This is a genomic window from Luteimonas galliterrae (assembly GCF_023374055.1).
GTDB lineage: Bacteria > Pseudomonadota > Gammaproteobacteria > Xanthomonadales > Xanthomonadaceae > Luteimonas_C > Luteimonas_C galliterrae.
Map to the genome: position 1 here is coordinate 918,192 of NZ_JAMBEP010000001.1, position 17,442 is coordinate 935,633.

Annotated in this window: 20 protein-coding genes and 1 tRNA gene; 18 read left to right on the forward strand and 3 right to left on the reverse strand. The window is 63.9% G+C overall.

Translation table 11 applies throughout. The features are described from left to right. Positions 1-35 precede the first annotated feature (35 nt). From ccmC to M2650_RS04140, 11 genes are all read left to right on the forward strand, one after another. A complete protein-coding gene (ccmC, locus tag M2650_RS04090; protein WP_249471549.1) occupies positions 36-788 on the forward strand; it encodes a heme ABC transporter permease CcmC in 753 nt (250 codons plus the stop codon). Further along, positions 785-955, forward strand: a complete 171-nt coding sequence (locus M2650_RS04095; RefSeq protein ID WP_249471552.1) for a heme exporter protein CcmD — start codon at positions 785-787, stop codon at positions 953-955. The genes ccmC and M2650_RS04095 overlap by 4 nt, the downstream gene beginning before the upstream one ends. Positions 956-1,016: 61 nt before the next feature. Beyond that, on the forward strand, positions 1,017-1,475 hold the full coding sequence (ccmE, locus tag M2650_RS04100) for a cytochrome c maturation protein CcmE (RefSeq protein ID WP_249471555.1): 459 nt from the start codon (positions 1,017-1,019) through the stop codon (positions 1,473-1,475). 180 nt (positions 1,476-1,655) lie between these two features. Beyond that, positions 1,656-3,698 (forward strand): heme lyase CcmF/NrfE family subunit, encoded by a 2,043-nt coding sequence (locus M2650_RS04105; protein ID WP_249471558.1) that lies wholly within the window; start codon positions 1,656-1,658, stop codon positions 3,696-3,698. Beyond that, positions 3,698-4,237, forward strand: coding sequence for a DsbE family thiol:disulfide interchange protein (locus M2650_RS04110; RefSeq protein WP_249471561.1), 540 nt, complete (start codon positions 3,698-3,700; stop codon positions 4,235-4,237). The genes M2650_RS04105 and M2650_RS04110 overlap by 1 nt, the downstream gene beginning before the upstream one ends. A gap of 197 nt (positions 4,238-4,434) precedes the next feature. Next, on the forward strand, positions 4,435-4,848 hold the full coding sequence (locus M2650_RS04115; RefSeq protein WP_249471564.1) for a cytochrome c-type biogenesis protein: 414 nt from the start codon (positions 4,435-4,437) through the stop codon (positions 4,846-4,848). Then, positions 4,848-5,867 carry a tetratricopeptide repeat protein gene (locus M2650_RS04120; RefSeq protein ID WP_249471566.1) on the forward strand — a complete coding sequence of 340 codons (1,020 nt, stop codon included), beginning with the start codon at positions 4,848-4,850 and terminating at the stop codon, positions 5,865-5,867. The genes M2650_RS04115 and M2650_RS04120 overlap by 1 nt, the downstream gene beginning before the upstream one ends. Before the next feature lie 120 nt (positions 5,868-5,987). Next, positions 5,988-7,103, forward strand: coding sequence for a homoserine O-acetyltransferase MetX (gene metX / locus M2650_RS04125; protein ID WP_249471569.1), 1,116 nt, complete (start codon positions 5,988-5,990; stop codon positions 7,101-7,103). Between the two features lie 178 nt (positions 7,104-7,281). Further along, complete coding sequence (locus M2650_RS04130) at positions 7,282-7,881, forward strand: cysteine dioxygenase family protein (protein ID WP_249471571.1); 600 nt, start codon at positions 7,282-7,284, stop codon at positions 7,879-7,881. A 58-nt stretch (positions 7,882-7,939) separates the two neighbouring features. Continuing rightward, entirely contained in the window at positions 7,940-8,392 is a 453-nt protein-coding gene (locus M2650_RS04135; protein WP_249471574.1) for a DUF2214 family protein, read from the forward strand. 79 nt (positions 8,393-8,471) lie between these two features. Then, positions 8,472-8,558 (forward strand) — tRNA-Leu (locus M2650_RS04140). 340 nt (positions 8,559-8,898) lie between these two features. Here M2650_RS04140 and M2650_RS04145 read toward each other — a convergent pair. The 3 genes from M2650_RS04145 to M2650_RS04155 form a co-directional block, all read right to left on the reverse strand. Then, a complete protein-coding gene (locus tag M2650_RS04145; protein ID WP_249471577.1) occupies positions 8,899-9,414 on the reverse strand; it encodes a hypothetical protein in 516 nt (171 codons plus the stop codon). 89 nt (positions 9,415-9,503) lie between these two features. Next, positions 9,504-10,160 (reverse strand): hypothetical protein, encoded by a 657-nt coding sequence (locus tag M2650_RS04150; protein ID WP_249471580.1) that lies wholly within the window; start codon positions 10,158-10,160, stop codon positions 9,504-9,506. 66 nt (positions 10,161-10,226) lie between these two features. Further along, a complete protein-coding gene (locus tag M2650_RS04155) occupies positions 10,227-10,373 on the reverse strand; it encodes a hypothetical protein (protein ID WP_249471583.1) in 147 nt (48 codons plus the stop codon). Positions 10,374-11,212: 839 nt separating this feature from the next. On the opposite strand from M2650_RS04155, the gene M2650_RS04160 reads away from it, so the two are divergent. The 7 genes from M2650_RS04160 to M2650_RS04190 all read left to right on the forward strand — a co-directional run bounded on the left by M2650_RS04160 (position 11,213) and on the right by M2650_RS04190 (position 17,437). Next, complete coding sequence (locus M2650_RS04160; RefSeq protein WP_249471586.1) at positions 11,213-11,656, forward strand: GNAT family N-acetyltransferase; 444 nt, start codon at positions 11,213-11,215, stop codon at positions 11,654-11,656. Positions 11,657-11,875: 219 nt separating this feature from the next. Beyond that, positions 11,876-12,319, forward strand: coding sequence for a nuclear transport factor 2 family protein (locus tag M2650_RS04165; protein WP_249471589.1), 444 nt, complete (start codon positions 11,876-11,878; stop codon positions 12,317-12,319). A 285-nt stretch (positions 12,320-12,604) separates the two neighbouring features. Beyond that, positions 12,605-13,852 carry a TCR/Tet family MFS transporter gene (locus M2650_RS04170; RefSeq protein ID WP_249471592.1) on the forward strand — a complete coding sequence of 416 codons (1,248 nt, stop codon included), beginning with the start codon at positions 12,605-12,607 and terminating at the stop codon, positions 13,850-13,852. Between the two features lie 204 nt (positions 13,853-14,056). Continuing rightward, positions 14,057-15,271 carry a hypothetical protein gene (locus M2650_RS04175; protein ID WP_249471593.1) on the forward strand — a complete coding sequence of 405 codons (1,215 nt, stop codon included), beginning with the start codon at positions 14,057-14,059 and terminating at the stop codon, positions 15,269-15,271. A 179-nt stretch (positions 15,272-15,450) separates the two neighbouring features. After that, positions 15,451-15,873 carry a YciI family protein gene (locus M2650_RS04180; RefSeq protein ID WP_249471596.1) on the forward strand — a complete coding sequence of 141 codons (423 nt, stop codon included), beginning with the start codon at positions 15,451-15,453 and terminating at the stop codon, positions 15,871-15,873. A gap of 46 nt (positions 15,874-15,919) precedes the next feature. Beyond that, positions 15,920-16,108 carry a hypothetical protein gene (locus M2650_RS04185; protein ID WP_249471599.1) on the forward strand — a complete coding sequence of 63 codons (189 nt, stop codon included), beginning with the start codon at positions 15,920-15,922 and terminating at the stop codon, positions 16,106-16,108. Between the two features lie 48 nt (positions 16,109-16,156). Further along, positions 16,157-17,437: an RNA polymerase sigma factor gene (locus M2650_RS04190; RefSeq protein ID WP_249471602.1), complete on the forward strand. Its 1,281-nt coding sequence runs from the start codon at positions 16,157-16,159 to the stop codon at positions 17,435-17,437. The last annotated feature ends 5 nt before the right edge of the window (positions 17,438-17,442 follow it).

Consider the following 17,442-nt stretch of genomic DNA (forward strand, 5'->3'; position numbering starts at 1 on the left):
CCCTCTTTCGCCCTGCGCGAGAGGGAACGAAAAGAATGAATCCTGTCGTCCGCTGGTTCCACCAACTCGGTTCGCCGCCCTACTTCGACCGCTTCGCCGCGCGTTGGGCGCCGTGGTCCTATGGCCTGGCGGTGCTGGTGATGGCCTACGGTTTGTGGGGCGGGTTGTTCGACGTGCCGGCCGATTATCAGCAAGGCGACAGTTTCCGCATCCTTTACATCCATGTGCCGAGCGCTTGGATGAGCCTGTTCGTGTTCGCACTGATGGCCTTCTATGCCGCGATCGCATTGATCTGGCGGATCAAGCTGTGCGAGATCCTGGCGATGGCCTGCGCGCCGATCGGCGCGGCGTTCACGGCGATCACACTGGCCACCGGTTCTATCTGGGGCAAGCCGATGTGGGGCACCTGGTGGGACTGGGATCCGCGTCTGACCACCGAACTGGTGCTGTTGTTCCTGTATTTCGGCGTGATCGGCCTGTACCACGCCATCGACGACCGCCGCGCCGCCGCACGCGCCGCCGGCCTGCTGGCGATCGTCGGCGTCGCGCTGCTGCCGGTGATCCGCTATTCGGTGGTGTGGTGGAACTCGCTGCACCAGGGCCAGACCATCAGCCTGTTCGGCAAGTCGACGATGGACGCGAGCATGGTGCAGCCGCTGATCTGGATGATCGTCGGCACCAAGCTCTGGTTCATCGGCTCGCTGCTGGCCCGCGCGCGCGCGGACAATCTGCGCCGAGAGTTCGGGAAGGATTGGGTGCGGCAGTCGGCCGGCGGAGGCGCGAAATGAGTTATCAGAGCTATGTCATCGCCGCTTATTCGGTGTTCTTCGCCGTGCTGCTTTGGGATTTCGTCGCGCCGCGCGTCAGTATCCGGCAACTACTGAAAGCGGCGAAGACACGCGCGGCGCGGCAGACGAGAACCGACAAGAACGAGCCGCTGACAAGAGAATCGTGAATCACCAGACCCGTCATCCCGGCGAAAGCTGGGATGACGGAAGATAAAGAATCGAAAACCGATGAACCCCACCCGCAAACGCCGCTTGCTCCTGATCCTTGCGCTTGTCGCCGCCGCCGCGATCGCCACCGCATTGGTCGCGCTCGCGCTGCAGCGCAACGTCGCCTACCTGTACACGCCTTCGGAAGTGCTCAAGGGCGAAGCCGGCGAACAGGCGCGTTTCCGCCTGGGCGGCATGGTCAAAGCCGGCTCGTTCCAGCGCGCGCCGGGTTCGATGGAAGCGCATTTCGTGGTCGACGACGGCGATGCCACCCTGCCCGTCAGCTATACCGGCATCCTGCCGGACCTGTTCCGCGAAAAGCAGGCGGTGATCGCCACCGGACGCATGCAGGGCGATGTCTTCATCGCCGAACAGGTGCTCGCCAAGCACGACGAAACCTATATGCCCAAGGAAGTCGCCGACAAGATGGGGGCCGCGCACAAGAAGCACGATGTGCCGACGCCTGGGTCTGCGCAGTGAACGGAACAGCAAATCCCCCTTGCCCCCTTTTTTCAAAGGGGGGAACAGCAACAGCAGTGCGCTCGCCGAGCTGCAGCAATCGCGGCTCTTTGCTTTCTCCCCCTTTGAAAAAGGGGGGCGCAGGGGGATTTGGCGCTTTGCCGTCGCACTTCCCCGCAGCTGAGCCGCAAGAGCGCCACCATGCTGCCTGAACTCGGCCAAATCGCACTGATCCTGGCGATGCTCATCGCCGCCTTGCAGGCGGCATTGCCGCTGGTCGGCGCGCAGCGCGGCATCGATGCGTGGATGGCGGTCGCGCGGCCGGCGGCCTACGCGCAGCTGTCGTTGGTGCTGCTGGCGTTCGCCATCCTCACCTACGGCTTCGTGACCCAGGATTTCTCGCTGCAGTACGTCGCCGAGAACTCCAATTCGCTATTGCCGGTGGTATACCGCTACACCGCGGTCTGGGGCGCGCACGAAGGTTCGTTGCTGCTGTGGGCGCTGATCCTGGCCTTGTGGACCGGGGCGGTGGCGTACTTCTCGAAATCGTTGCCCGCACCGGTGATCGCGCGCGTGCTCGGCGTGCTGGGCTTGGTCACGGTCGGTTTCCTGGCCTTCCTGATCTTCACCAGCAATCCCTTCCTGCGTTTGCTGCCGGCCGCCGCCGAGGGCCGCGACCTGAATCCGCTGTTGCAGGACCCGGGCATGATCATCCATCCGCCGATGCTGTACGTCGGTTACGTGGGTTTCGCGGTGCCGTTCGCGTTCGCCATCGCCGCGCTGCTCGACGGCCGCATCGATGCGCGCTGGCTGCGCTGGACGCGGCCGTGGACCAATGTCGCGTGGGCCTTCCTCACCACCGGTATCGCGCTCGGCAGCTGGTGGGCGTATTACGAATTGGGCTGGGGCGGCTGGTGGTTCTGGGATCCGGTCGAAAACGCCAGCTTCATGCCTTGGCTGGCCGGCACCGCCTTGCTGCATTCGCAGGCCGTCACCGAAAAACGCGGCAGCTTCGCCAGTTGGACGCTGCTGCTGGCCATCGCTACGTTCTCGCTGTCGTTGCTGGGCACTTTCCTTGTGCGCTCGGGCGTGCTGACCAGCGTGCATGCGTTCGCGGCCGATCCTTCGCGCGGGCTTTTCATCCTGATCTTCCTCGGCATCGTCATCGGCGGCTCGCTGCTGCTGTACGCCTTGCGCTCGCCGGCCAAGGACGAGGGCAAGCCTTTCGCCGCGGCATCGCGCGAAACCCTGCTGCTGGCCAACAATCTGCTGCTGGTCGCCGCCTGCGGCATGGTGTTGCTCGGCACGTTGTATCCGCTGCTGGCCGATGCGCTGGAGCTGGGCAAGATTTCCGTCGGCCCGCCGTATTTCTCGTTGCTTTTCGTGTTGCTGATGGCGCCGCTGGTGCTGCTGTTGCCGTTCGGTCCGGTGTCGCGCTGGCAGCGCGAGGAAGTGTCGCGTCCGATGAGGATGCTCGTGCCGTGGCTGGGACTCGCGCTCGGCATCGGCATCGCCGCGTTCTTCCTGGCGCCGCAGGGCCCGTTGAAGACCGCGGCCGGGCTTGCCGCAGCCGCCTGGGTCGCGGCCGGAACGTTGCGCTTCCTCTGGACGCGTTTGTCAGGCAACGGCGCGCGTTTCACCGCCGAAATGCTGGGCATGACGCTGGCGCACGTCGGCATCGCAGTTTTTCTGGTCGGCGCCTTGCTGACTGAGGGCCTCAGCCAACAGCGCGAGCTCGCGCTGGCGCCGGGCCAATCGGTCGAGCTGGGCCGCTACGCATTCCGCTTCGACGGCGCGACGCACCACGAAGGCCCCAACTACGTCGCAGACCGCGGCACCGTGCAGGTGCTGCGCGACGACGTGCCGCTGACCACGCTGCACCCCGAGAAACGCAGCTACGCCAGCGGCGGCCAGGTAATGACCGAGGCAGACATCGCGCCCGGCGTCTTCCGCGACCTGTACGTGGCGCTCGGCGAACCGCTGGGCAACGATGCCTGGGCCGTGCGCGTGCACGTGAAACCGTTCGTTCGCTGGATCTGGTTCGGCGCGGCATTGATGGCATTGGGCGGTCTCGTCGCCGCGTCCGATCGCCGTTTTCGCGCGACGCGCAACGATGCCCTCATTAAAGAGCGCGCGGTGAAGCGCGCGCAACCCTGGGCCGACGGGCCCGACGCCTCTGGCGAAAGCGCGCCGCGCCGCCACGAAGAAAGCATGTCCGACGTATCCGCAGGAGACAGCGACTGATGAAACGCTGGTTACCACTGTTCGTTTTCATCGCCTTGGGCGTGCTGCTCGCCGCCGGCGTCTGGCTCAGCCGCAACCCCAACCGCGATGCGCTGCCGTCGCCGCTGATCGGAAAGCCCGCGCCAGCGTTCGACCTGCCGGTGCTGCACGACCCCGGCCACCGCGTCTCGTCCAGGCAATTGCGCGGCGCCCCGTACGTGATGAACGTCTGGGGCAGCTGGTGCGCCGAATGCCGCGTCGAGCATCCGGTGCTGACCCGTTTCGCCGAAACCAAGCGCGTGCGCGTGATCGGCTACAACTGGAAGGACGAGCGCGCCGACGCATTGCGCTGGCTGGAACAGTTCGGCAATCCCTTCTTCGTGGTCGTTACCGACGTGGAAGGCAAGACCGCGATCGACTGGGGCATTTACGGCGCGCCAGAGACCTTCCTCGTGGATGCGAAAGGCATCGTCCGCTGGAAGCATGTCGGGCCGCTGACCGATACGGTGGTGATGGAAGAGTTGTTGCCGGCGTTGGAAGCTGCCGAGAGCAAGCGCTGATGTCCGCCGCCCACTCTGTCCCAAAAGGCGTCATCCCGGCGAAAGCCGGGATCCAGCGCCTTTGCCTTATGCCGTCATCCCAGCGAAAGCTGGGACCCATTTTGTCTTTGAGCCGTTTCGTTATCGAAGCAGGATCAAAATGGGTCCCAGCTTTCGCTGGGATGACGGTGAAGAGGTTCGCGCTCTCAATCGTCGCGATGCTCGCGCTTACTGCATCCGTTGCTTATGCCCAAACCCCCACCGACCCCACCCCGCTGCAATTCCAGAACAGCGTTGAAGAACGCCGCTTCCACGCCCTCGCCGCCGAACTGCGTTGCGTGATGTGCCAGAACCAGTCGCTGGCCGATTCCAACGCGATGATCGCCCACGACCTGCGCGCCGAAGTGCTCGAACTGATGCGTCAGGGCAAAACCGATGCGCAGATCAAGGCTTTCCTCGCCCAGCGCTACGGCGATTTCGTCCTGTACAAGCCGCGCGTGGAATCCAAGACCTGGCTGCTGTGGTTCGGCCCGGCCGCGCTGTTGCTGATCGGCGGTTTCGTGGTCTATCGCGTGGTGCGCAGGCGCGGTAGCGACCTAAGCGTGGCGGCCGACGATAAACAGGAGTGGTGATGGCGCTTTTCATCGTCCTCGCCGCCCTGCTGGCGATTCTCGCTGTGGCTTTCGTACTGCGGCCGCTGTGGCGCAGCCGCCCTGCGTCCGCCGCCGGGTTGACCGGTGCATTGCTGCTGTCGACCGCGGGTCTGTACTGGCTGGTCGGCACGCCGGCCTCGCTCGACCCGGTAGCGCAGCGCGCACCCGCGAGCATCGAAGAAGCGATCGCCCAACTCGAAGGCGATCTGCAACGCGACCCGCGCCAGATCGACGGCTGGCGCCTGCTCGGTCGCGCCTATCGCGAGCGGCAGCAACCGGAAAAATCGCGCGATGCCTACGCCAAGGCGGCGGCGCTGGCTCCCGACAACGACGACGTGCAGGTGGAATACGCCGAATCGCGCGCCCTGGCCAATCCCCAGCATCGCTTCGACCAAGAAGCCGTGGCGTCCTTGGAAGTCGTGCTGAAGCGCTCGCCGCAGCATCAGCGCGCGCGCTGGTTCCTGGGCATCGCGCAACGTCAGGCCGACAAGCCGGCGGAGGCTGCGCAGACCTGGGAACCATTGCTGGCTATGGTCGATGAGAACACCGCCGCCACGCTGCGCCCGCAGATCGACGCCGCACGCACCGCCGCAGGCTTGCCGCCCTTGCCGGCCGCCGAAAAGAATGCGCAGCCTGCGGCCGGCGCTACGGCGCTGACCGTCAAAGTGTCGCTCGACCCCGATTTCGCTTCGCGCGTGCGCCTGCGCGGCGACGCGAGCGTGTTCGTGATCGCACGCAAACCCGGCGGCCCACCGATGCCGGTCGCGGTCGAAAAGCATTCGCTCCAGGAATTGCCGCTGACCGTCGTGCTCGACGACGCGGACGGCCCGATGCCTACCCAGAAGCTGTCCGCGCTGCAGGAAGTCGAGATCGTCGCGCGCTTGTCGGCCAGCGGCAACGCTATGCGGCAAGAAGGCGACCTGGAATCGGAACCGATGCGGGTGGCGTTGCCGGCGAAGCAGCCGGTGGAGCTGGTGATCGGCGCCAAATCCTTATGAAAGCGGCTTTTCGTGGGAGCGGCTTCAGCCGCGAGCTTTTTTCACACCGGTGCATGCGCCTAAGATCAAGAGCTCGCGGCTGAAGCCGCTCCCACGAAAAGCAACACATTAAACTGGCCCATGACCGAATTCATCCCCCCAGGCACCCGCTTCGCCACCTTGCCCTCGCCTTTTCCGATGAAACGCGGCGGCGAACTGCACGGCGCGCGCATCGCCTACGAAACCTGGGGCGCATTGAACGCAGCGCGGGACAATGCGGTGCTGATCGTCACCGGCCTGTCGCCCGATGCGCACGCGGCCGCCAACGAAGGCGACCCCGAAGCCGGCTGGTGGGAAGCGATGCTCGGCCCCGGCAAGCCCATCGACAGCGATCGCTGGTTCGTGGTTTGCGTCAATTCGCTCGGCAGTTGCAAGGGCTCCACGGGTCCCGCGTCGGTGAACCCCGATACCGGCGATCTCTACCGCCTCGCCTTTCCGGAGTTGTCCATCGAGGACATCGCCGACGCCGCCGTGCACGTGGCGCGCTCGCTGGGCATCGAGCAGCTGGCCTGCGTCATAGGCAATTCGATGGGCGGCATGACCGCGCTCGCCTTGCTGGCGCGGCATCCGTCGTTCGCGCGCAGCCATATCAATATCTCCGGCGCGGCGCGCGCGCTGCCGTTCTCGATCGCGATCCGCTCGCTGCAGCGCGAGGCCATCCGCCTGGATCCGAAGTGGAACAACGGCCGTTACGACGAGCAGAACTACCCCGAAAGCGGCATGCGCATGGCGCGCAAGCTCGGCGTGATCACCTATCGCTCGGCGCTGGAATGGGACGGCCGCTTCGGCCGCGTCCGGCTGGATTCGGACCGGCGCGACGACGAGGATCCGTTCGGCCTGGAATTCGAGGTGGAAAGCTATCTCGAAGGCCACGCCCGCCGCTTCGTGCGGCGCTTCGACCCGAACTGCTATCTCTATCTCAGCCGCTGCATGGATTGGTTCGACCTGGGCGAATCCTGCGGCGGATCCGCGGACGATGGTTTGGCGCGGATCCGTATCGGCCGCGCATTGGCCATCGGCGTGCATACCGACATCCTGTTCCCGCTGCAGCAGCAACAGCAGATCGCCGATGGGCTGCGCGCCGGCGGCAATCAGGCCGCCTTCCTAGCGCTGGAGTCGCCGCAGGGCCATGACGCCTTCCTGGTGGATATCGACCGGTTCGGGCCGGCTGTCTCCGGGTTCCTGGCCATGCTCTAACCCCTTCCCCTTCAAGGGGAAGGCTGGGATGGGGATGGTTTTGAGCTCCACCTCAGCTACCGGGATTAAAACCATCCCCACCCAGCCCTCCCCTTGAAGGGCAGGGCTTTAATGCGCCGTTCCGGCCGGTAATTCGCGACGGCGAGCGAATGCCCGGCCACGGCGTTAGAATGCCCGTATGAACGCCATCCAGTCTGACTGTCACAGCGTCGAATTCCAGGGTCGCGACAAGCTGGTCGCCGCGGTCGACGCCGCCGTCGCGCAAGCCGACGAGCACGCCGTCACCGCCGCGCTGCGCAACAGCCTGTGCGCGCTGATCCGCGATCCGGACGTGCATCTCCCCGACTGCGTGTTCGAACCCATCGAAGACCATTACGCGCGCCGCGAGATCTACCGCAGCCCGGAGCACGGCTACAGCGTCGTGGCGATGACCTGGGGCCCCGGCCAAGGTACGCCGATCCACGATCATTCCGGCTTGTGGTGCGTGGAAGGCGTCTGGGACGGCGAACTGGAAATCACGCAGTACGAATTGCTGGAACGCGAAGGCGACCGCTTCCGCTTCCGCGCCGCCGGCGGCATGCACGCCGGCCCCGGCAGCGCAGGCAGCCTGATTCCGCCGCACGAATACCACACCATCGGCAACGCCAGCGCCGACCGCGTCGCGGTATCGCTGCATATCTACAAGGCGCCGATGGAGTGCTGCTCCAAGTTCCAGCCGCAGTCGGGCGAGTGGTTCTTGCGCACCGACAGCGAGTTGCGGACCGACGAAGCGGCCTGAGCCGAACCGTTCGTATCCGCCTGGCGCGGACGCCATCCGCCACCGAACAGGTAGCCCGATGCTGACCGATCTTCTGCTGGCTTCGTTCCACCATCTGCTGTTTTTCGGCTTGATCTCGATGCTGGTCACCCAATCGGTGCTGCTGGCCCGCCCGATCGACGCCGCCGCGCTCGAGCGCCTGCGCGGCGTGGACCGCGGCTACGGCATCGTCGCGGTACTGCTGCTGGCGGTCGGCTTCGCCCGGGTCTTCCATGGCATGAAGGGCTACGACTTCTATCTGCACAATCCCTGGTTCCATGCCAAGGTCGGCGCTTTCCTGCTGGCCGCCGTGCTGTCGATCTGGCCGACGCTGCGCTTCCTGCGCTGGCGCAAGGCCCTGAAGGCAGATCCGGCCTTCGTCCCGCCCGCCGCGGAAGTCGCCGGCCTGAGCCGGATCATCCGCTTCGAGCTGATGCTGATCGCGGTGATCCTGGTCTGCGCCGCGGCCATGGCCCGCTACGGCGGTTTCTAGCCCTCTCCCGCTTGCGGAAGAGGGTTGGGTGAGGGCGAGTCGCGATGACCTGGCCCACTCCGCTATACTTTGCGGCCGCGCCGAAGTGGCGGAATCGGTAGACGCAGCGGACTCAAAATCCGCCGCCCTTAAAAGCGTGTGGGTTCGAGTCCCACCTTCGGCACCAAGAAAAACAAGAGCTTAGCCGCGAGGCTAGGCCCTTTCCTTTTGGGCAACCGCAGATTTATACATGCTTTGTAACTCCGCTTAAGGCGGCCTAGCAGATCGGCAGTTTAAGCACGTCTTATTTGCCGCGACCTGGCTTCTGCGTGAGCGCCGAACCCGCCGCAGTCTTCGCTGATTTGCTTGTACCGGCGCCGCGCAGGGCCTTAGAGGCAGCAGACGCGGCGCCGCCTGACGTTGACTTTGAATTGCTGCGCTGACTTAGCGCAGAGCCTGCTGCGCTTTTCGCAGACTTACTAGATCCGCTTTCGCGCAGAACCTTAGACGCTGCGCTCGCAGCACGCTTACTTGTTTGCTCTGACTTCGCCATCGTTCAACTCCAATGTTTGTTTAAGTTTTGAAGATATATCACTGGTTGACGGCTCATTGAACAGCAAGAACGCCAGCCATATCAGAAGAGCTGCAAAAATAAACGAACTCAGGATGCCGCTTCCTAGATTCATGAAGAACTGTGGCCAGAATCGCTTTAAATCCTTGATGGCGCCAACAACAATGCCGTTTTCGATATCTTTCCGATACGTCGCATCAAATTCCTCAACCGCCTCTGCACCGTAAGCCTCTAACGCAGACTCTGCCTCACCTTTCGCACGGATCAAAACACTCTGCGGTTGCGATGCATACCAATCATCAATCTGTGCAGAAGTTGGGCGCTTTCCTGTGGTATCTAGCTTGTGCTTGATCCATTCAATGCGCTGCTCCTCAACAATTGCAAAAGCCACTAAACCAAGCAGCCAACTTTGATTAGACTCCTCAACCAGCTCCCTATAGATGTCATCCGAGCTGGTGTACTTAATAGCCATTTAGTACCCCTGAGAATACGACAAACGCTACCGATATGACGTTAAATGCCCCTGCTCATGTACGCCATGGATGTGAGCAGGGGATAACTTTACGGCTCGATCGTTGGCCACAAACTTTCAATCAGCCGCGCGTTTTCTTCTAAGTCCTGCATCGTCTTCTTTCGAGGTTTGCGGCCTCGATAAAGGACCCCCGTAAATAGATCGATGTACTCTAGCTGTTGGGGTTTTAACTCCACCCCATTCTGCTTGAGAATCCAGTAGGCAATTTCAAGCGTAATCCGTGCCACTTCCGGGCTGCACTGCTCAGCCTTCTCATTGAAATATATAAAGCGCTCTTCCTTACCTTCATATGCCACCAAATCCGGAGAGAGACGAAGCTCAAGATTCCGGATGTATGCTTGGCAGCGAGGAAATGAGATCGGCTTCAACCCGCGCTGGGCGTGCTCTGAATTCAAAAATTCGCCCAGCACCCTGGTTAGATGCATACGTTGAGGTGCGTTACGCATCCTCTGAATTTGGGCTCGGGTATCAACTAAACTTTCAGGGCCACGCTCTAGAAAAGCGCGAATTCCGCGCTTCGAGATTGCGTAGTACGGCTGCTTGAAAACTTGCGGTTCCAATCTCGGGAACTTCTGATCTCGCAGTAACCGTATTTGGTCTGCACCGGGCAATAAGAAATACTTTGCCGCGTTTCTGGCAGACAACCGGGGATTCAAAATTACATGGGGTTTAGGGACAGCGCTCATATCTGTTTGATTTCCTTTTGCATCTACGAATGAAAAAAGGGCGACATCGCTGTCCCCTTCCGTTTCTCATTTACCGCGCGATTTCGACGGCGACGGTTTCGGAACGTTGTTGCGTTCCTTGACCGTGGTCGATTTGTGCGTTTCGGCGTATTGCTTGGTGACGAACTCGCCGGACTTCGCACTGCGGTACTGAGTGGTCTTCTTGTCGCTCATTGCGATTCACCTCTGGTCGTTGGTTGGATTCAGTCATTGCGACTGCCCAACGGAACACCGCCGTCCCCAAGTAGGGATCGAAGATGGCCACTTGGCCGGAAGTGGAGACCTGCATAGATGCTTGCCGAAAGGGGCCATATCGGCCTATACTTTCGTGTCTGCCAGGACGGGCAGCTAACGCGATCCACTATCCGAACCATTGGACAGTCTGTTCAGGTTCTAGGTTGTGGTTCCCTCCTTAGCTGTCAGTTGTAGAACAAGCGCCCCGCCCATGCGGGGCGTTTTTTTTGGGACAGTTCGTCTCGATTTTATCACCCTTTAACGAATTAACAAGCACCTGCAACCACTATATGTGGTCTCATCAGATGAGACAGACCACTACACACAGTGTTTCCACCCCGTTACCCACAAGAAACCTGAACGACATATTGGCTCGTGGCAACGGCACAATCCTCTCCCCTTAAACTACCGCCACCACGACGGAATTGTGATGGTAGTCACGTTTTTCAAGGGCTTCGAGGCGAAAAAAGGGTCGACAGCTCTGGGAGATGCCGACCCTGCACCCACCAAGCGGAATGTGCGTTACGTTGGGCGCCCGATTCGCATATCCGCCGTAGTGGCCCAAGCGATACGTTGGACCCCACACCGCATGCATCAAGATGCGGTCGGCACCGCTGGAGCGTGTGGGTTCGAGTCCCCACCTTCGCACCAAGAAAAAAGGGTTAGGCTTCGCAGCCTGACTTTTTTATGTGGCGACTATCCATCGGCCCCATCGGAGCCTGGGTCAACGGAGAACCGGGGTGGAAGTCAGGACTGCCTACGAAACGGAGCTCGATGCCTTGGCCCGGCTTTGGCACGAAGGGTGGGTCGATTCGCATGCGCCTATCCTGCCGCCGGCGCTCGCCAAGTACCGGACGCTGGAGAGTTTCAGAAGCAGGCTGCAATCACTCATGCCGCAGGTGCGGGTAATAGGCGAACCCGGGCAGCCGCTCGGGTTGTGCATCACCCGGGGCGACGAGCTCTATCAACTCTTCGTTTCGGCCGCCGCGCGAGGCACCGGAGTCGCCGTTGCCCTATTGGCCGATGGCGAGGCGCGGTTGCGCGATCGCGGCGTCCATGCCACTTGGCTGACCTGTGCGATAGGCAATCACCGGGCGGCGAGGTTCTACGAGAAAAACGGCTGGGTGCTGGCGGGAAACATGATCGATGAGTTGCCGACCCCCGATGGCGCATTCCCGCTCGAAGTGTGGCGTTTCGAGAAAACGCTGAGCCAGTCCGCGTAGCTCGGGTAAGCGCAGCGCACCCGGGATTCGGCGCATAACGCGGCTGCTCGTTCTCCTGCCGATTTGCGCGAGCGCTACGCAAACGCGTCTAGCACACAAATGTCTAACGCGCCGAGTCCGGCTCGGCAAGCACCGGTACGGTCATTTCCGGCAGCGCCAATAGCCTGCAGCCTGCCCATGCGCGTGGGTTAAATTGACGGCACTACAGGAGAGCCTGCCATGCCCCATCGTTTTGTCTTGTCGCTGCCGATCGCCGCCCTGCTCGCCTGTCTGCCCGCCTTCGCCTCCGATGCCGATGACGTCAAGGCGATCCTGCAGGCCGAAACCGAGATCTGCGCGGCGTTCGAGCGCGAGGATGCGCAATGGCTGGAGCAGCATCTGGACCCGACGTTCACCCTGACCAGTTCCACCGGCAAAGTCACCACCCGCGCCGACGAAGTCGCCGACCTGCGCCGCGGCACGCGATACGACGTGTTCCGCAACCGCGATACGGTCGTCCGCCTGTACGGCGACGCCGCGGTGACCACCGGCATCACGCGGGTCGAGGGCAAGAGCGACGGCAAGCCCTATTCGCTGGATTTCCAGTTCACCGACACTTACGTACGCAAGCCCGAGGGTTGGGTGATCGTGGCCAGCCATGCGTCGCGTTTGCCGGTGAAGTGACGTATTCACCGTTCTCGTGTCATCCCGAGCGCAGCGAGGGATCTGCTAACGCGGAATGTGAGGAAGAGCTCGCGGCTAAAGCCGCTCCTACGAAGAGCGGTCTGCTATGCGGGTGTTCCCCCGCCGCTCTTGTCGTGTAGAATCGCCGCTCGGTTCGCCGAGGCCGCCGCTATGAGAATTGTTTTTTAACTGACAAGCCGCACCGCTCCCGGGTCGCCTGACCCCGGATGCCCCTTGTCCCGCCGCGGCCCATGGCCGCGCGCCTCCATTCTCGGAAACCCACTCATGTCTCTTACCGACTTTCGCGCCGGCAAGGCCGCGATCGCCTTCATTCTGGTCACCGCGATGCTGGACATCGTGGCGATGGGCATCGTCATTCCGGTGCTGCCGACGCTGATCGAACAGTTCACCGGCTCCAATGCCCGCGCCGGCGTGATCAACGGCGTGTTCGTGGCGCTGTGGGCGCTGATGCAGTTCGTCGCGTCGCCGATCATCGGCTCGCTGTCCGACCAGTATGGACGCCGGCCGGTGATCCTGCTCTCCACCGCAGGCTTGGCCGCCGACTACGTGCTGATGGCCGTGGCGCCCGACCTGTGGTGGCTGGCGCTGGGCCGCATCGTCGCCGGCATCACGTCGGCAAGTTTCACCACGGTGTACGCGTACATGGCCGACATCACCGAACCGGAACAGCGTGCGCGCGGCTACGGGCTGATCGGCGCCGCGTTCAGCGCCGGCTTCGTCGCAGGACCGCTGCTGGGCGGCGTGCTGGGCGAAATTTCGCCGCGTGCGCCGTTCTGGACGGCGGCGGCGATGAGCGGCGTCGCGTTCCTGTACGGCGCCCTCATTCTGCCCGAGTCGCTGCCGCCGGAAAAACGCATGGCGTTCTCGTGGCGCCGCGCCAATCCGCTGGGCGCGATGCGGCTGCTGCAGTCGCATCACGAATTGCTCGGCCTGGCCGGCGTCAACTTCCTGCTGTACTTCGCCCACCACGTGTTTTCGGCGGTGTTCGTGCTGTACGCCGGCTACCGCTACGGGTGGAGCCCGTGGCAGGTGGGCGTGTTGTTGGCGATGGTCGGCGTACTCGACATGCTCGTCCAGGGCGTTCTGGTCGGACCGGTAGTGAAGCGTTTCGGCGACCGCAAGACGATGGTGTTCGGCCTGTTCGCCGGCGCGGTCGGCATCGCCTGCATGGGACTGGCGCCGAGCGGACTGCTGTTCGCGCTGGCGATGCTGCCGAACGCGCTGTGGGGCCTGGCGATGCCGACGATCCAGTCGCTGATGACGCAACGCGTCTCCGAATCCGAACAGGGCCAGTTGCAGGGCGCCAACAACAGCGTCGCCAGCATCGCCGGCGTGCTGTCGCCGTTGTTCTTCGGCACGCTTTACGCGGTATCGATCGGGCCTGATGCGCGCTTGCCGCATCCCGGCGCGGCCTTCTTGATCGCAGCGCTGGTGCTGGCCTTCGCAGGCGTGATCGGCTGGCGCGTTGCGCGACGCGCGCATCGGGAGACGCTGGCGAAAGCCGAAACTTGACGTCGCGGGCGCGGAGCTCGCCGATCCGCGCCCGCTGCCGCCGGCAAACCTGTCCGGAAACGGCGAGCAAACGCAACGCAGCGGTGGCATACCGATGCCGCGCAACAGTTCTGCGTTGCGCGCGAAGACAAACCGACGTCCTTTGTCATCCGTCGGCCGCGCACGCGCGGCCGCCACGGGTTCGCTCGGCCCGAAGGAGGCCCCATGAAGACTTCTATCGCACTTTCCGTACTGTCCGCGGCGCTGATGGCCAGCCCGGCCTACGCTGCGGATTCCGAAGCATCGCGCTCATCGCTGCAAATCCGCTACCGGCTGGAACTGCTGTCCACGCTCGGCGGCAACGCCACTTCCGGCAACAGCATCAACGACCGCGGCTGGGTCGCCGGCCAGTCGAGTTTCGAAGGCGAACAGGTCACCCACGCGGTTTTGTGGCGAGGAAACGCGCGCACCGACCTGGGCACGCTCGGCGGCGCGGGCACCAATAGCGCGGTGCTGTGGCCGGTGAAGAACATACGCGGCATCGTCACCGGCATCGCCCAGACCGACGAACCCGATCCGCTGAACGAGATCTGGAGCTGCGGCTTCTTCTTCCCCGAAGCCACGGCCACGGGCAAACGCTGCATGGGCTTCAAGTGGCAGAACGGCATCATGACCCGGCTGCCGCCGTTCGCCGGCGGCACGCACAGCTTCGCGACCGGCACCAACAACTGGGGCCAGACCGTGGGCTGGGCGGAGAACGGCGTGCACGATCCCGAGTGCACCGCGCCGCAGGTCCTGCAGTTCCGCGCCGCGATGTGGGGCCCGGGCAAGCACCAGTTGCGCGAGCTTCCGCCTCTGCCCGGCGACGGCGTCAGCTCGGCCACGGCGATCAACGACCGCGGCCAGGTCGTCGGCATCTCCGGCGCCTGCAGCAACGCCGTCGGCGGGCTCAGCGCCAAAAGCAATGTGCTGTGGGAGAACGGCCAGCCGCAGGACATCGGCGATTTCGGCGGCATCGCCTGGAACACGCCGATGGCGATCAACCAACGCGGCGACGTGGTCGGCTTCGCCAACCGTTCCGCAGAGGTCGGCACCTCCTTCCGGCCGCGCGCCTTCCTGTGGACCAAGGGCCAGCCGATCAAGCGCCTGGACCTGCTGCCTGCCCACGATGCCGAGCAACTCGGCCGCGGCCAAGCGCTGGGCATCAACGAGTGGCGCCAGATCGTGGGCCAATCCTGCAACAGCGCAGGCGGCGACTGCCGCGCCGTGATCTGGCAGAACGGCGTACCCAGCGATCTGAACCTGCTGATCTCGCCCGGGAACACCGCATTGCTCACCGCGGCCAACGACATCGACAACCTGGGCCGGATCACCGGCGTCGCCAGCGTGGCGGGCAAGACGGTGGCATTCGTGGCGACGCCGTTCATCGCCGGACATTGAAACCGCCGCGGCCGATGGCCGCTAAAGCCAGCGATTACAAGCACTTAACGACCAGGGAAAAAGATTCGGAAATTTGTCGATAACGCCGTCTTCGATTCGTCGATGCCATAAGAGGCCAGCGCTGCCGGCGCCCGTCGCCGGCAGCCGCCTCCCTTCCCAACCGACGAGGAGAAACGACGATGCGATTCATGGTGATAGTCAAAGCCGACCAGGACAGCGAAGCCGGCGTGCTGCCGACCCAAGAGCTGCTGGCCGAAATGGGCAAATACAACGAAGAACTGGTCAAGGCCGGCGTAATGCTGGCCGGCGAAGGCCTGCAGGCCAGTTCCAAGGGCGCACGCGTCAAATTCCATGGCGGCAAGCGCACTTCGGTCATCGACGGCCCGTTCTCGGAAACCAAGGAACTGGTCGCCGGGTTCTGGCTGTGGCAGGTGCGTTCCAAGGAAGAAGCGATCGAATGGCTCAAGCGCGCGCCGTTCGGCGACGGCGCCGAGGTCGAGATCCGCCAGGTGTTCGAAGCCGAGGATTTCGGCGCCGAATTCACCCCCGAACTGCGCGAGCAGGAAGAGCGCCTGCGCGCCGAAGTCGCGCGCCGGCAATAACGCGGACCGTACCCGGCGCGCCGACCCGAACGTATCGAATATGTCGATGTTGTGGCTGCTGCTGCACCGCGATCCCGCCGCTGCGGACCAGAGGCGCGAGGAAACCGTCTCCGCGAACGAATCGCGCGAACTTGCAGAAATGGAGGCGCGAGCGACGGAGACGGTGCGGGCCGGTATCGGCCTCCATGCCTGCGGGCGGCATCGCCTGACCGGTGCGGACCGCATGGATCACTGACGTTCCGGGCCTTGCGCGCACCCATCGATGATGGTTTGATCGGTCGCCATGACGGCGACCGAGACCCACCGCACCATCGATGCCGTCTGGCGGATCGAATCGGCCAGGCTGATCGCCGGCTTGGCGAGAATGGTGCGCGACGTAGGGCTGGCGGAAGAGCTCGCCCAGGACGCGCTCGTCGCTGCGCTCGAGCGCTGGCCCGAATCGGGCGTGCCCGACAACCCCGGCGCATGGCTGATGGCTACGGCCAAGCATCGCGCGATCGACCGCCTGCGCCGCAGCAAGCTGCAGCAGCGCAAACACGAAGAAATCGGCTACGAACTGGAAGACGTGCAGGAGGCCACGGCGACCCGGATCGAGGATTTCGTCGACGACGATATCGGCGACGACCTGCTGCGCCTGGTCTTCACCGCCTGCCATCCGGTGCTGTCCACCGAAGCCCGGGTCGCGCTTACGCTGCGCCTGCTGGGCGGCCTGACCACCGAAGAGATCGCGCGCGCCTTCCTGGTGCCCGAGCCGACGGTGGCCCAGCGCATCGTCCGCGCCAAGCGCACCCTCGCCGATGCGCAGGTGCCCTACGAAGTGCCGCGCGGGCCCGAGCTGGCCGAGCGGTTGTCGTCGGTGCTCGGCGTCATCTACCTGATCTTCAACGAAGGCTATTCGGCGACCGTCGGCGACGACTGGATCCGGCCCGGCTTGTGCGACGAGGCTTTGCGCCTGGGACGCATCCTGGCCGAACTGGCGCCATCGGAACCCGAAGTGCACGGTCTGGTGGCGCTGATGGAAATCCAGGCTTCGCGCGCAGGCGCACGCGTGGGGCCGTCGGGGCAACCCATCCTGCTGCTCGACCAGGACCGCGCGCGTTGGGACCGCCTGCTGATCCAGCGCGGGCTAGCCGCATTGGAACGCGCCGAAAAACTCGGCGGCGCGCGCGGTCCCTACGCTTTGCAGGCGGCGATCGCAGCCTGCCATGCGCGCGCGCTGGCGCCGGAGCAGACCGATTGGGCGCGCATCGTCGGCTTGTACGGCGCCTTGGCCGAACTATCGCCCTCGCCCGTCGTGGAATTGAACCGCGCTGTCGCGTTGGCCATGCTCTTCGGCCCGGCGGCGGGGTTGGATCTGGTCGATGCGCTGACCGACGAGCCTGCGCTGAAGAGCTACCACTTGCTGCCTAGCGTGCGCGGAGACCTGCTCAAGAAGCTGGGCCGCTTTGACGAAGCCCGCGCCGAGTTCGAACGCGCGGCTTCGCTCACCCGCAATGCGCGCGAGCGCGACCTGCTGCTCGAGCGGGCGCGGGATGCCGCTGCGGCCGCTTCCGGACAGGCATAGCCGCC